This is a genomic window from Micromonospora sp. NPDC047548 (assembly GCF_040642975.1).
GTDB lineage: Bacteria > Actinomycetota > Actinomycetes > Mycobacteriales > Micromonosporaceae > Micromonospora.
On the sequence record NZ_JBEYTI010000004.1, the window covers coordinates 309,183 to 323,233 of the forward strand.

A 14,051-nucleotide genomic window follows, 5' to 3' on the forward strand; every position below is an offset into this window, starting at 1 on the left:
ATCCCGTGGAGGACTCTGATGCGACTTCCCCGCATCCTTTCGCCCCGTCTGACCGCAAGCGCCCACTGCGACCTGCCGTGCGGCGTATACGACCCGGCGCAGGCCCGGATCGAGGCCGAGTCGGTCAAAATGATCTGCGAGAAGTACCAGGCCAACACCGACCCGGAGTTCCGCACCCGGGCCATCATCATCAAGGAGCAGCGCGCCGAGCTGGTCAAGCACCACCTGTGGGTGCTGTGGACCGACTACTTCAAGCCGGCCCACTTCGAGAAGTACCCGCACCTGCACCAGCTCTTCAACGAGGCCACCAAGCTGGCCGGCGCCACCGGCGCCAAGGGCAGCGTGGACCCCACCAAGGCCGACGAGCTGCTGCAGAAGATCGACGAGATCTCGAAGATCTTCTGGGAGACCAAGAAGGCGTGACCCCCGCTGCTTCGGCACCGACGATCCGGCCGGCGCGTCCCGAGGACGTGCCGGCCGTCGTCGCGATGGTGCATGAACTCGCCGACTACGAGCGCGCGGCCGACCAGTGCCGGCTCACCCCCGAGCAGCTCACCGCCGCCCTGTTCGCGACTGCTCCAGGTCGCGGCGCGGCGTCAGACGCGCCGAGCTGGAGTAGTCGTAGCCCCGCGCCGGCGTTGTTCGGGCACGTCGCGGTGGACGACCGGGACTCCCCGGTCGGGTTCGCGCTCTGGTTCCTCAACTTCTCCACCTGGGCCGGCGTGCACGGGGTCTACCTGGAGGACCTGTACGTCCGTCCCGACCACCGGGGCACCGGCGCCGGCCGCCTGCTGCTCGCCGCGCTCGCCGCGATCTGCGTGGAACGCGGCTACGAGCGGCTGGAGTGGTGGATGATCAACTGGAATCCGGCGGCCCGCTTCTACGCCTCCATCGGTGCGGTGCAGCTGGACGAGTGGGTGCCCTACCGGCTCAGCGGGCCGGCGCTGCACGGGCTGGCCGTCCAGTCGGCCACGGCCCCCGCCCGGCCGGCCGCCTGAGAGGGTAGAGTCCCCGACCGGGGGGATGAGGCGTGACTCAACTGACCGGCCAGGCGACGACCGACGACGACGTCGTGCACCTCACCGTGCCCGCCGACGGCGGCTACCTCGGCGTGCTGCGCACCGCCACGGCGGGGCTCGCGGCCCGCCTCCAGTTCGCCCTGGACGAGATCGAGGACCTGCGCATCGCGGTCGACGAGGCCTGCGCCATGCTGCTCGCCATCGCCACCCGCGACGCCGAGCTGGAGTGCCGCTTCTCGGTCACCGAGGACGCGCTCACCGTCGAGGTGACCGTGCCGACCGTGCGGGGCGCCACGCTGCCGTCGGAGTCCTCGTTCGCCTGGAAGGTGCTCACCGCGCTGACCACGGCCGCGTCGGCCGACGCGGCCGACGGTCGGGCCACCATCTCGTTGCTGACCCGCCGCTCGTCCGGCTACTGAGCCGCCGCGCGGCCGCCGCCCGTCCGGCGGCGCGCTCACTCGAAGCCGAGGGCCCGCGTCGTGGGCGAGCTGACCAGCAGCGCGCAGACACCGACACCGAGCACCATCAGCGGTACGCCGAGCCAGCCCATGCCGCCGGAGATCATGAACCAGCCGACCGGCAGCAGCATCAGTTCGAGCACCATCGCCGGCGCCCGGGCTCCGGCCCGGCGCCGGGCCAGCGCACTGCCGAGGGCCCACAGGGCGGCGGCGCCGGCGACCGCGAACCCGGTCACGAAGAGTGCCGACACCAGATCGGTCTTGGCGGCGGTCAGGTCGGCCCAGATCAGCCAGGCGGCCAGCAGCGCCAGGGCGACCGCCTCGCCACGTAGCAGCCGTACCGCCCAGCGGAGGGTGTCGGGCACCGGGTCGGAGTCGATGGTCACGCGCGCCACGATACCCGTGGTGGATCGCGGTACAGTGCCGCCCATGCGGGCCGTCCTGGTGGTCAATCCGAAGGCCACCACCACCAGCGAGCGCAGCCGGGACGTGCTGGTCCGGGCGCTGCGCAGCGAAGTTGACCTGTCGGTGCGGTACACCCGGCGACGGGGTCACGCCACGGACATCGCCCGGGAGGCGGCCGCGGAGGGGGTGGACGTCGTCGTCACCCTGGGTGGCGACGGGACGGTCAACGAGGTGGTGAACGGCCTGATGACGGCCGAGCCACCGGCCACCCGCCCCGGCGGTACGCCCGCCGAGCGGCTGCCCGCGCTGGCCACCGTGCCGGGCGGTTCGACCAACGTCTTCGCCCGCGCCCTCGGGCTGCCCCGGGAGTGGCCGGAGGGCACCAGCATGATCCTGGAGGGGCTGCGGCTGGGCCGCTCGCGGACGATCGGGCTGGGCCGGGCCGACGACCGCTACTTCACCTTCTGCGCGGGCTTCGGGGTGGACGCGGCGGTGATCCACCGGGTGGAGCAGGCCCGTCGGCGCGGCCGGGTCTCCACGCCGGCGCTCTACTTCCGCTCCACGCTCAGCCAGTACTTCGTCGGCTCCGACCGGCGGCACCCGGCAATCATGCTGGAGCGCCCCGGTGAGGCGGCCGAGGCCGAGCTGGCGACGGTCATCATCCAGAACTGCGCCCCGTGGACGTACCTGGGCGACCGGGAGATCAACCCGAACCCGGAGGCGTCGTTCGACCTGGGGCTGGACGTGCTGGCGCTGCGCCGGCTCCGGGTGGCCAGCACCACACGCACGGTGACGCAGTTCCTGTCCGGACACCCCGATCCGCGGGGCAAGCAGGTGCTCCGGCTGCACGACGTGGCCGAGTTCACACTGACCAGCGCCCGTCCCCAGGCGTTCCAGCTCGACGGCGACTACCTTGGCGAGCGGGAGAAAGTCAGATTTACATCCGTTCCCGAGGCACTGAGAGTAATCTGCTAGGTCTCGGGTAACGCCCTAGGTCGGGCGGTCGTCACATCGCACGACGCGGTGGTCGCCACGCCGAGGGGTGGTGCCGGAAATGTCAGCAATGTCATGCGGACTGTACTATATTGATCCCCAACTGTGGTACGCCGGGTAACCAGGGACGCCTGGAATCCGGACAAAAGGGTCGTGAGCTTGCTCACCGTGCGGAGTTTTTCCTCGCGCCACCCTTGACATCGACGGCGTTCGTGAAAGTATTCACAAGCGAACTTGAGTTACCGGGACATTGCCTGGATATGCTCGGCAGGTTGAGCCGTTCCAGCAGGTCCAGAGACTGAACGAGCCTGCTCACGCACTGCCGAATAGTCGGACGCGAACCGTTACGACCGGCACTGCGGATGCATATGGGAAAAGCACCAGCATTATCCGCCACCCATCCAGAATGAGGAGTGTTGCCGCCATGGACTGGCGCCACGATGCCGTCTGCCGTGACGAGGACCCGGAGCTGTTCTTCCCGATCGGGACGTCCGGTCCGGCCCTCCTGCAGGTGGAGCAGGCCAAGGCCGTCTGCCGGCGCTGCCCGGTGACCGACCAGTGCCTGCAGTGGGCGCTGGAGTCCGGTCAGGACGCCGGCGTCTGGGGCGGGATGAGCGAGGAGGAGCGCCGCGCGGTCAAGCGCCGCGGCGGTCTCCGGGTGCTGCGCGCTCACTCCGCCTGACCGACCACACAGCAGTACGCCCCGGCCGGGTCCGACCCGCCGGGGCGTACTGCTGTCCGGACGCCGCCCGGCCACCCGGTACCCGGGCGGCGCCGGATCGATCATGAAAGCGGCGGCGAACCCGGTCACCACCGATCCCCCGGGTCGGCCCGCCGCAGCACCAGCTCGGCCAGCTCGGGCGCGTCGGTCAGCGGCCCGCTGACCGCCACCGCGCCGGCCTCGCCGGCGGCCGCCACCACCCCGTCGTGGAAGAGCCCCGGCGCCAGGAAGTACGCCGCCACGGCCACCCGCCGGGCCCCGGCGGCGCGCAGCCGGGCCACCGCGACGTCCGCCGTGGGTGGCGCCGCCGAGGCGTACGAGACGGTGCAGGGCACCCGCAGGTCGGCGGCGAGCGCCGCGGCGACCCGACCCACCGAGGCGCGCGCCCGGGCGTCCCGGGTGCCCGCCGCCGCCAGCACCAGCGCGTCGAAGCCGCCCGGCTCCGCCTCGGCCAACCGGCGGCGCAGCCCGGCCAGCAGCCGGGCATCGACCGTGCCGTCGGCGGGGCCGAGCACGTCGGCGACCCGTACCGCCAGTTCCGGCGCGGTCTCGCGGGCCGCCGCCACCGCCGCCGGGATGTCCACCCGCCGATGGTGGGCGGCGGTGAGCAGCAGCGGGACCAGCACCGCCCGGGTGTGGCCCGCCGCTGCCAGCGCGCGCAGCACCGCCGTCGGGTCGGGTGCGGTGTGGTCGAGCCAGCTCGGCAGGACCGCCGTCCCGGGCCGGGCCGCCACCACGGCTCGCGCCAGGGCCCGGGTCGCCTCGGCCGCCCGAGACTCACGGCTGCCGTGCGCCACCAGCACCACCGGCGCAGGGCCGCCGCCCGGCGCCGGGTCGGGGCCGGACGCGATCCCCGCCGCTGGACCGGGAGGTCCGTCGAACGGCGCGGGCGGCCCCGCGCCGGCCCCCGCCCCGGTCAGACGTGCAGGCCGCACTCGGTCTTCTCGAACATGGCCCAGCGGCCGGCCCGCGGATCCTCGCCCGCCTTCGTGCGTCGGGTGCAGGGCCAGCAGCCGATCGAGCCGTAGCCGCGGCTGAACAGCTCGTTGACCGGGATGTCGTACCGGGAGATGTAGGAGTCCACATCTGCCTGGGTCCAGGCCGCGATCGGGTTGACCTTCACCTTGCCGCGCCGGGCGTCAAAGGTCACCACCGGCGTGTTCGCCCGGGTGGGCGATTCGTCCCGGCGCAGCCCGGCGGCCCAGGCGTCGTACCCGGCCAGCGCCCGCTCCAGCGGCTCCACCTTGCGCAGCTGGCAACAGTCGTCCGGCGAGCGGTTGAACAGCCGCGGGCCGTACTCGCCGTCCTGCTGGCCCACGGTCTGTCGGGGCCGGATCGAGCGGACGGTGACCGGCAGCCGCCGGGCCACCTCGTCGCGCACCCGCAGCGTCTCCGGGAAGTGCAGCCCGGTGTCGAGGAAGACCACGTCCACGCCGGGGGCGACCCGGGAGACCAGGTGGGCCAGCACCGCGTCCGCCATCGAGCTGGTCAGGCAGAACCGGTCGCCGAAGGTCTCCGCCGCCCAGCGGGCGATCTCCAGCGCCGGGGCACCCTCCAGCTCCCGGCCGGCCCGCTCGGCCAGCGCGTGCAGCTCCTCGGGGTCGCGCCGGGCCGGTTCGGCCGGCTTCGGTCCGCCGACACCGACCAGGCCCAGGGTCACCGCGGACACCAGGTTCATCGGGCCACCACCTTGCCGAGCAGGCCGGCGAACTTCACAGTAAAGACGCGGGCACAGGCGTGGCACTCCCAGGCACCGTGCCCGGCCTCGTTCGGCCGCAGGTCCTCCTCGCCGCAGTACGGGCAGTACAGCGGCGCGGAACGGGTTTCGCTACTCATCGGAGCTCCTCCTCGTCGACCCTGATCACCCAGTTGGCGAACGTCTCGCCCTCGGTCCGGCCGGCCAGGTAGCGGCGGGCCAGTCGTTCCACGTACTCCGGAAGCTCCTCGGCGGTGGTCTTCAGGCCGCGCAGCTTGCGGCCGAAGCCGGCGGTCTGCCCCTGGGCCATGCCCAGCCCGCCGCCGAGGTGCACCTGGAAGCCCTCCACCTGCTGACCGTCCGGACCGACCACCAGCTGCCCCTTGAGGCCGATGTCGGCCACCTGGGTGCGGGCGCAGGCGTTCGGACAGCCGTTGATGTGGATGGAGATGTCGGCGTCGAAGTCGCGCAGCCGCTGCTCCAGCCGGGCCACCAGCTCCTCGCCGCGCGCCTTGGTCTCGACGATGGCGAGCTTGCAGAACTCGATGCCGGTGCAGGCCATGGTGCCGCGCCGCCAAGCCGACGGCCGGGCCTCCAGGCCGATCCCGCGCAGCGCGTCGACCAGGGACTCCGTCCGTTCCGGCGCCACGTCGAGCACCAGCAGCTTCTGGTACGGGGTGAGCCGTACCCGGTCGCTGCCGTGCGCCTCGACCGCGTCGGCCAGCCTCGCGAGCTGCCCGCCGGAGACCCGCCCGACCACCGGGGCGGCCCCGACGTAGTTGCGGCCGTCGCGCTGCCGGTGCACCCCGATGTGGTCGACCGGCTTGTCGGGCAGCTGCGGGGCCGGGCCGTCGAGCAGGGTGCGGCCCAGGTACTCCTTCTCCAGCACCTCGCGGAACTTCTCCACGCCCCAGTCGGCGACCAGGAACTTCAGCCGGGCCCGGTTGCGCAGCCGGCGGTAGCCGTAGTCGCGGAAGATGCCGACCACGCCGGCCCACACGTCCGGCACCTCGGTCAGCGGCACCCAGACGCCCAGCCGCTTGGCCAGCATCGGGTTGGTGGAGAGGCCGCCGCCGACCCAGACGTCGAAGCCGGGGCCGTGCTCCGGGTGGTCGACGCCGAGAAAGGCGATGTCGTTCGCCTCGTACGGGGTGTCGACCAGCCAGGAGATCGAGGACTTGAACTTGCGCGGCAGGTTGGAGTACCGCTGGTCGCCGACGTACCGGCGGACGATCTCGTCGATGGCCGGGGTCGGGTCGACCAGCTCGGCCTCGGCCACGCCGGCCACCGGGCTGCCCAGCACGATGCGCGGGCAGTCGCCGCACGCCTCCGTGGTCTGCAGGCCGACCGCCTCCAGCCGGCGCCAGATCTCCGGCATGTCCTCGACCCGGATCCAGTGGAACTGGACGTTCTGCCGGTCGGTGAGGTCGGCGGTGTCCCGGGCGAACTCGCGGGAGATGTCGGCGATCGTCCGCAGCTGGGCCAGGTTGAGCTGCCCGCCGTCGACCCGCACCCGGAGCATGAAGAACTCGTCCTCCAGCTCGTGCGGCTCCAGCACGGCCGTACGCCCGCCGTCGATGCCGGCCTTGCGCTGCGTGTAGAGGCCCCACCAGCGGAACCGGCCGCGCAGGTCCTGCGGGTCGATGGAGGCGAAGCCGCGGTGGGCGTAGATGTTCTCGATCCGGGCCCGGACGTTCAGCGGGTCGTCGTCCTTCTTGATCCGCTCGTTGGCGTTGAGCGGCTCGCGGTGGCCGAGTGCCCACTGCCCCTCGCCGCGCACGCGTCGGGGTGCCCGGGCGGCGGGCGCCGTCGGGGTCTCGGGGCGGGCCGGGGTGCTGCTGACCGCCATCGCGGCGTCCTCCGTTGTCTGCTGTGCCCGGGAGCGCGTACGCGGCGGCCGGCCCTGGCGAGGGCCGAGGACGGCGATGTCGATGACGGCCGGCGCGGAAGCGCGCCCGAGACGGATGGGTCGGGCGTCGTCAGTAGGCCGGACAGATCGCGCTGCGCACGCGGCCGTAGTCGACGTGGCGACGGGCCACGAAGCGGCGGACGACGGCGGCGGTCATGGGCCACATGCTCCCACAGCCCACGATGGCCAGCCAATGACCGAGTGTGTGATCCCACATCACGGGCATGGGTGGCCGCACCGCGAATCGGCGGACCCGCGCGGTGGACCTGTGTGACGCTGCGACAGGTGACCACTCCTGCGTCGCCCACACCGGCCGGGACCCCGGACGGCCGCCGGACGTGGTGGGTCGAGGCGGTGCCGGCGCTGGTCACGCTCGCGGTCACCCTCGCCGGGATCGGGCACGCGCAGCCGTGGCGCGACGAGCTGGCGACCTGGAGCGCCGCCACCCGCCCGGTCGGCGACCTGGTCCGGCTGGCCGGCACCATCGACGCCGCGACCGGGCCGTACTACCTCCTGATGCACGGCTGGACCGCCCTGGCCGGGACCTCGCCGACCGCACTGCGGCTGCCGTCCGCGCTCGCCATGGCCGGGGCCGCCGCGCTCACCGCCCGGCTCGGCGAACGGCTGGTCACCGCCCGGGTCGGGCTGCTCGCCGGGCTGCTCCTCGCCGTCGTGCCGAGCACCTCCCGGTACGGCCAGGAGGCCCGCCCGTACGCCCTCGCCACGCTGTTCGCCATGCTCGCCACGCTGCTGCTGGTCGGGGCGCTGCGGCGGTCGACCGGGTGGCGCTGGACCGGGTACGCGCTGGCCGTCGCCGCCCTCGGCCTGACCCACCTGATCGCCCTCACCCTGCTCGCCGCGCACGGGCTCGTGGTGCTGCTCGCCACGTGGCGCGGCCCGGCGGCGGCCGGCCTCGACTCACCGGCCCTCGACCAGGCCGCCAACGCGACGACCGGCAGATCGCGTGGTGGGCTGGTCGGGTGGTGGGTGGTCGCGTTGCTGCCGGCCGCGCTGCTGGTCACCCCGCTGGTGCTGCTCGCCCGGGAGCAGCGGTCCCGGCAGCTCGACTGGGTGCACCTGGCCCGCCCGGCCGACCTGACAGCGCTGCCGGGCGGGGTGGCGCAGAGCGGGGTGGTGGGCGGGCTGCTGGTCGGCCTCGCCGCGCTCGGCGCGGGGCGGCTCGGCCGGCGGGCGCTGCTGCCCGGTGCCGCCATCGTGCTGCCCGTACTGCTGCTCTTCGCCGCCGGGACACTCGTGCCGCTCTGGGTGACCCGCTACCTGGTCTTCACCGTGCCGTTCGCCTGCCTGCTGGCCGGGGCGGCGCTGGCCGGCGTACGCCTGGCGCCGGCGCTCGCCGTGGTAACCCTGGCCGGGGTGCTCGGCCTGCCCGACCAGGCGGCGCTGCGCCGTACGCACGAGTGGCCGCGCAGCGCCCCCGTCGACTACCGGGGAGCGGCCCGGGTCATCACCGCGCACCGGCAGCCGGGCGACGCGATCGTCTACTCGCCCCGGCAGAGCTGGCTCTTCCTCGACCTGGGGATCGCGTACCACCTGGGGGCGCGGTCGCCCCGCGACGTGCTGGTGGTCCGCGATCAGCGGCAGCGCGCGGACCTCTGGGCCAGCGAGTGCGCCCGGCCGGCGGACTGCCTGGCCGGCGTACCCCGGGTGTGGCTGGTGGTGTCCGGGCAGCGGACCGACCCGCTGGCCGCCGTGCCCGGCGAGAAGGGCTTCGCCCTGCGGGATGATTTCACCGTCCACCAGGTCTGGCCGCGCCCCGGCATCACCGTGGCCCTCCTCACCCGCTGACGCCGAGCCGCCGATGAAGGTGTGCAAGCCCGTGCGGGTGCTCACGCCGCGCCTGCCGAGAGGCGTTCGGCTGACGGGGGAGGATGTCAGACACCTGCCCTTCGAACGACGTCGCTCACCGGGATAACGGGGATTCCCCGTGCGGCGATGGCGTCCATGATCATATTGAAGGCGGTTTGCGTGATCTCAGCCGGGTCGGTGGGCGCACCGGTCACGATCTGGTGGAAGACCAGGTTGAGCCAGCCGCCGTTGCTTGCCACCTTGTCGAGCATTCCGCCCGCCCCGGTCAATTTGGAGGGCTTGTTCGGACCGCTTGCCAGGGAGCTAATTGAGGACATGCCGCGCATCCGGTGCGGCATTGCCGCCGGAATCGCGTCGATCGCCGCGTGCGTCGACACCCCTACCTCGGACAGGATCGTCCGCGCTGAGCCGAAGTAGCGGGCCACCAGTTGGTCGACGGGCACCCCGTCGACGGTGTTCTCGTACCGGCCGCCCGGGTACGCGAAGCTGTCACCGTGGAAGCCGTTGCCGACCAGCCACGCCTTCAGGTTGCGGGCGTCGTCGTCCACCTGCTGTGCCGTCAGTTTCGGGTAGCGGGTGGCGTGCGCCGACGACGCATACGAGTGCCCGGCGATCTCCCAGCCGGACATGGCCTGCAATGACCGCAGCTCGGCGAGGGTGAGCTTGCCCGGCGTTCCGATCGCGTCTGCGATCGTGTACTGCGTGCCCCGGAAGCCCAGCGTGTCCATCTTCTGCACGGCCAGCCGGGCGGAGTCGTTGGAATCGTCAAAGGTGATGGAGATGATGCCTTTCGGCCAGGTCGACACCGCCGAGTCGATGACCTCGACCGCTTGCAGCCACAGGGTGACCGGGCCCGTGCCCTTGTCGGACACCTGGATCTGCATGTCCGTGAACCCGCTGGTGGTACTCGGCGCACCCGTCGGCGACAGGGCGTAGGCGCCCGCAACGGTGTTGATCTCCGACCATTGGAGGGTCACCGCAACCCAGTCACCGGCCAGGCCGATTTGCGACGAAGTGGTGTTGGCGTTGAAACGCCACTTGAAGTTGTTCCCCAGGCTGGACGTGCCGACGAAGAAGCTGAGGGTGTTTACCCGGGTGTAGTTGTCCACCCGCACCAGCAGGCGCAACGCCTTGCCGGTCAGGTTGATCGCCGGCAGGCCAATCCGGCGCAGCGTCGCCGTAGCACCCGCCCCGTCAGTCGTGACCGACGCCGACTGGCTGCCATGGACGAAGACCGCGCTGTCGTTGAGGTTGAAGCCGCCGACCCTGCCGCTGGTTGTCCACCCGTGCCCGGCCTGCATCGACGTGACGATGCTGGAGGCGTCCCGCCCCCCCGACGGGAAAGCTGGGGCGATCATCGGTTCTCGTTCGCTGTCCATCGACAATGGCACGCCCAGCGCGATAGCGGTCGCGGGCACGGCCGCCCCGAGAACACCGACGGTGAGCAGGCCCCGCCGGGAAACCTTCACATGCCTCATGGCCCTATAGTTCGCGCACACCGGCTCGCTAAAGGCGGAACGCCTCGTCAGTGCGCGTGACTCCCCTCGTATCGAAGAAGCGCTTCGCCTTCGCAGCAAGAAGGTCAGCGTCGTACTCACGATGGTTCTGGACCAGGATCACGAGGTCAGCCGAGGCGACGGCGCCTTCCAGATCGTCAACCCGCATGACACCGACGCCTGGCTGCCACTCCGCAACGAACGGATCGTGGTAGCTGATCTTCGCACCGAGATTGCTCAGGTCACGAGCGAGCGGGACGGCCGGGGACTCGCGCTCATCTGCGATGTTCGCCTTGTACGTGACACCCAGCAGCAGGATGTTCGCGCCGGTTGTCGCCAGTCCGGCTTCGTTGAGGAGGTTCTGGGCCCGCCTTGCCACATAGGCCGGCATCGTGGCGTTGATTTCCTGCGCGAGTTCGACAAACCGGAACGGATAGCCGAGTCGTACGCGCACGTTGTGACTCAGGTAGTTCGGGTCGATCGGGATGCAGTGACCGCCCACGCCCGGCCCCGGGTAAAAGGCCTGGAACCCGAACGGCTTGCTCGACGCGGCGCGGATGACATCCCACAGGTCGATCCCGAGCCGGTGGCAGAACTTGGCCATCTCGTTGACGAGCGCGATGTTGACGTGCCGGTAGGTGTTCTCGAGCAACTTTGCCGTCTCGGCCTCCCTGGTGCCCTTGGCACGCACCACGGTGTCGACGAAACGCCCGTACAGGGCCGCCGCGGCTTCCGTGCACGCGGGCGTGTGGCCGCCGACGACCTTGGGCGTGTTGCGGGGACCGAACTCCTTGTTGCCCGGGTCGATGCGCTCGGGCGAGAACGCCAGGTGGAAGTCCTTACCGGCGATGAGGCCGCTGGTCTCCACGATGGGACGCACCAGTTCGTCGGTGGTGCCGGGATACGTCGTCGATTCGAGGACGACGAGCATCCCGGGCCGGAGATTGCGCGCAACGGCCTCCGTGGCCGACTGGACGGCACCGAGATCGGGGCCACCCTCCTCGAACAGCGGCGTCGGTACGCAGATGACGGCCGCCTTGCCCGCGGCGATCTCGGACTCGTCCGACGTGGCGCGGAAACCACTCTCCATCATCTGGACGATGTCGCCGTCGGAAAGATCATCGACGTGGGACCGGCCGGCGTTGAGAGCCGCCACCAATTCCTTGTTCACGTCGAAGCCGATCACGGACATGCCCGCCAACGTCGCTTCGCGAGCCAGCGGGAGCCCTACGTATCCGAGCCCAAGTATGACTACGTCGACAGCCACGGTTGCTCCTTTGCTGGGTGACTAGGCCCCGTATGCCCAGCCGGATCGAACCAGTTCAGGCAGGTAGGCCCGAACCGAACTTTCGTGCCAGATTCCAACTGCTGCAGCAGACGCTCCACGCACCGCCGCGACGCGATCCGAGCTAACCACCGGGAAGACAGGCCAGGTACGGAACAACCGACTTCTTGAAGGTCTTCAGGTTGCGGGGGGTGTCATCGAAACGCCAGTCCGCACTGGAATGCGGCGGCGGCGCCTGGGTCCAGATCAGTCCGATAACGTTCGGATGGGCGCGCATCCAGGGTCCCAAACTCGTCATCCATTGGGCCTTGTTGATCCCAGCCACACCCGTCTCGGCAAGGACGACCGGTTTGGAGTATCGATCCAGAAGCTTCATGGTGGCATCGAACGTCTCGCCCGCTGCGGACTCGAACCCGAAGGCGGAACTCCCGACCCCGTAGCCGGTGAAGCCGACCAGGTCGACCCAGCCGTCGCCCGGCCAGAACTGGTCGATGCCGCGCACGGTCGCACCACGAACAATGTTCGGAGCCCAGAGCCACAGGACGTTGGTCGCCCCCGCCTCTCGGAACAGCGTCACCACGTGCCGCCAAGCCTTGACGTACTGGGCCGGGGTATTGCCGTTGACACCGGCCGCCCACGGTGACCAGTTCCCATTCATCTCCGGCGCATACCGGATCACCACCGGGTCGCCATATTCCACGACGGTGTCCGCAACGGCACGGAACTGGGAATCGTGCTTGCCCGAGACGATCGACGCGAGCGACCAGGACTTCTGCTTGACGACCGAGCCCAGGTCCTTCGGCTGCATCGTCAGGAAGGGAACACCTGCGGCATCGGTCAGCCTGGACAACTCGAACGGAGCCCCGAGGGACGCGTAGACGCCTCGCCACACCGGTCGGCATCCAGTCTCTTTCACGATCTGGTCAGACTCTTCTACGGCGTTCTTGTCCGACGTGATGCCAAACACGGGCCTGTCCGCCCGGAGCATGGAGACGTTGGCATGAATCGCGCTAGCGCGTAAAGCCGGATCTGTCGCGCTCACCGCGGACTGACGGCCCTGGAAAGAAGATGACGGTTTCATCGCGCATCCAGCCAGTAGCAGCAGCGGAAGCACCAGCAAGTACCTCTTCATGATCACCTCCGATCGCGACCTCAATCTGCTGCCGGGTGCCCCACTTGAAGCGCATGCAGGAGGCAATAGCCCAGAGGCGCCACACCCGCAATACCGACCACTGCCACAGGGTCGCGACCGGCGCAAGGAGAAGGAACCAACCCAATTGTGCCGGCCTCGTCTGATCGGACCGCCGAACCGTGAAGATCCGCAACAGTTGGACGTAGCCGAACACGACTAGCATCCCAAGCGTCAGCAGGAGCATCTTCGCGTCCGCTATCAACGCACCAGTTCCCGCACCCCGCAACCAGGCGACGGCATCGGCTACCGGCTTTACCACGACAAACCAGGACACGATGATGGTCGATGCGATGGCCTGCACCCACTTCAGTGCGTGCAGCCAATATGCGATCCGGTACACAGGCAGGTACTTGAAACGCCAGAAGGATCTGATGAATGATCCACGCAACCAGCGCAGGAACTGCCGTCGGTGGTTTGAGAGGCGTTCCGGCATGACGCAGAACGCAAAGGCATTCGCCTGCTGGACGGTCTTGCCCCGGAGCAACGCTTGAAGCGTCAGGTAGGAGTCGTCAGAGAATTCGACGCGACGTCCGAAGAACTCCTCATTCGCGTAACCATGGCGGCATTCGTCGATCACCCGCGCGCGGTACAGCGAGATCCCGCCCGAGTTGACGAGCACCGACCCCCACGGCCCCGGCGTTGTTCGGGAGTGTCCGGTTTGATCATGGTTTGTTAGATGCCGTAGACGGCGAAGACGTCGCTGCGGTCGTGTAGGTCGCGGCGGGCGTGGGCGATGTTCGCGCGTCCGGCGAGGCGGAAGGTATTGAGGGACAGGTTGCGGTAGGTGGCCATGGCCCGTGGGGCGGTACCGGTCCTGAGCTGGGAAGCGTCTTCGTGGAAGGTCACGTCCCGGGTCCAGTGCAGGCGATTTTCCACGACCCAGTGCCCTCTGGCGTAGTGGTTGAGGTGGTCCGGGCCGGCCAGGTCGGCGTCGACGCTGACGATGCCGTGGATGATGTCTTTGCTGGTGCGCACGCCGTCGAGACCGCCGGTGTCACGGCGGAGCCGGAAGACCTGCCGGGCGCCGGGGAACAGCGTGTCGTCGCAGGG

16 protein-coding genes are annotated in these 14,051 nt (G+C 70.3%); 6 read left to right on the forward strand and 10 right to left on the reverse strand.

Annotated elements, in window-relative coordinates:
* The first annotated feature begins 18 nt into the window (after positions 1 to 18).
* From sodN to ABZ807_RS06705, 3 genes are all read left to right on the forward strand, one after another.
* Positions 19 to 423, forward strand: a complete 405-nt coding sequence (gene sodN / locus ABZ807_RS06695; RefSeq protein WP_357153679.1) for a superoxide dismutase, Ni — start codon at positions 19 to 21, stop codon at positions 421 to 423.
* 65 nt (positions 424 to 488) lie between these two features.
* Positions 489 to 998 (forward strand): GNAT family N-acetyltransferase, encoded by a 510-nt coding sequence (locus ABZ807_RS06700; RefSeq protein WP_357153735.1) that lies wholly within the window; start codon positions 489 to 491, stop codon positions 996 to 998.
* 32 nt (positions 999 to 1,030) lie between these two features.
* The gene (locus ABZ807_RS06705) at positions 1,031 to 1,438 is read left to right on the forward strand and encodes an ATP-binding protein (protein ID WP_357153680.1); all 408 of its coding nucleotides are present in this window, start codon (positions 1,031 to 1,033) and stop codon (positions 1,436 to 1,438) included.
* A gap of 35 nt (positions 1,439 to 1,473) precedes the next feature.
* Here the strand turns inward: ABZ807_RS06705 and ABZ807_RS06710 are convergent, their stop codons facing one another.
* Positions 1,474 to 1,863 carry a hypothetical protein gene (locus ABZ807_RS06710; protein WP_357153682.1) on the reverse strand — a complete coding sequence of 130 codons (390 nt, stop codon included), beginning with the start codon at positions 1,861 to 1,863 and terminating at the stop codon, positions 1,474 to 1,476.
* Positions 1,864 to 1,906: 43 nt separating this feature from the next.
* Here ABZ807_RS06710 and ABZ807_RS06715 point away from each other — a divergent pair, with 43 nt between their 5' ends.
* Both ABZ807_RS06715 and ABZ807_RS06720 read left to right on the forward strand, forming a co-directional pair.
* A complete protein-coding gene (locus tag ABZ807_RS06715) occupies positions 1,907 to 2,857 on the forward strand; it encodes a diacylglycerol kinase family protein (protein WP_357153684.1) in 951 nt (316 codons plus the stop codon).
* 442 nt (positions 2,858 to 3,299) lie between these two features.
* Positions 3,300 to 3,557, forward strand: a complete 258-nt coding sequence (locus tag ABZ807_RS06720) for a WhiB family transcriptional regulator (RefSeq protein ID WP_073834718.1) — start codon at positions 3,300 to 3,302, stop codon at positions 3,555 to 3,557.
* A gap of 125 nt (positions 3,558 to 3,682) precedes the next feature.
* Here ABZ807_RS06720 and ABZ807_RS06725 read toward each other — a convergent pair whose 3' ends face one another.
* The 4 genes from ABZ807_RS06725 to ABZ807_RS06740 all read right to left on the reverse strand — a co-directional run bounded on the left by ABZ807_RS06725 (position 3,683) and on the right by ABZ807_RS06740 (position 7,141).
* Positions 3,683 to 4,447, reverse strand: a complete 765-nt coding sequence (locus ABZ807_RS06725) for a CbiX/SirB N-terminal domain-containing protein (protein WP_357153737.1) — start codon at positions 4,445 to 4,447, stop codon at positions 3,683 to 3,685.
* A gap of 65 nt (positions 4,448 to 4,512) precedes the next feature.
* On the reverse strand, positions 4,513 to 5,274 hold the full coding sequence (locus ABZ807_RS06730) for a phosphoadenylyl-sulfate reductase (protein ID WP_357153686.1): 762 nt from the start codon (positions 5,272 to 5,274) through the stop codon (positions 4,513 to 4,515).
* Positions 5,271 to 5,432: a hypothetical protein gene (locus ABZ807_RS06735; RefSeq protein WP_357102191.1), complete on the reverse strand. Its 162-nt coding sequence runs from the start codon at positions 5,430 to 5,432 to the stop codon at positions 5,271 to 5,273. The genes ABZ807_RS06730 and ABZ807_RS06735 overlap by 4 nt, the downstream gene beginning before the upstream one ends.
* Positions 5,429 to 7,141, reverse strand: a complete 1,713-nt coding sequence (locus ABZ807_RS06740) for a nitrite/sulfite reductase (RefSeq protein ID WP_357153688.1) — start codon at positions 7,139 to 7,141, stop codon at positions 5,429 to 5,431. Before ABZ807_RS06740 ends, ABZ807_RS06735 begins: the two co-directional genes overlap by 4 nt.
* A 414-nt stretch (positions 7,142 to 7,555) precedes the next feature.
* On the opposite strand from ABZ807_RS06740, the gene ABZ807_RS06745 reads away from it, so the two are divergent.
* A complete protein-coding gene (locus ABZ807_RS06745) occupies positions 7,556 to 9,007 on the forward strand; it encodes a glycosyltransferase family 39 protein (protein WP_357153739.1) in 1,452 nt (483 codons plus the stop codon).
* Between the two features lie 86 nt (positions 9,008 to 9,093).
* On the opposite strand, the gene ABZ807_RS06750 is transcribed toward ABZ807_RS06745, so the two are convergent.
* The 5 genes from ABZ807_RS06750 to ABZ807_RS06770 form a co-directional block, all read right to left on the reverse strand.
* Positions 9,094 to 10,497, reverse strand: a complete 1,404-nt coding sequence (locus ABZ807_RS06750; RefSeq protein WP_357153690.1) for a polysaccharide deacetylase family protein — start codon at positions 10,495 to 10,497, stop codon at positions 9,094 to 9,096.
* A 37-nt stretch (positions 10,498 to 10,534) separates the two neighbouring features.
* Entirely contained in the window at positions 10,535 to 11,791 is a 1,257-nt protein-coding gene (locus ABZ807_RS06755; protein ID WP_357153692.1) for a nucleotide sugar dehydrogenase, read from the reverse strand.
* 142 nt (positions 11,792 to 11,933) lie between these two features.
* A complete protein-coding gene (locus ABZ807_RS06760) occupies positions 11,934 to 12,776 on the reverse strand; it encodes a glycosyl hydrolase (RefSeq protein ID WP_357153694.1) in 843 nt (280 codons plus the stop codon).
* Between the two features lie 43 nt (positions 12,777 to 12,819).
* Positions 12,820 to 13,620 (reverse strand): glycosyltransferase family 2 protein, encoded by an 801-nt coding sequence (locus ABZ807_RS06765; RefSeq protein WP_357153696.1) that lies wholly within the window; start codon positions 13,618 to 13,620, stop codon positions 12,820 to 12,822.
* 53 nt (positions 13,621 to 13,673) lie between these two features.
* A partial coding sequence (locus ABZ807_RS06770) for a transposase (RefSeq protein WP_357153698.1) occupies positions 13,674 to 14,051 on the reverse strand: 378 nt, incomplete at its 5' end.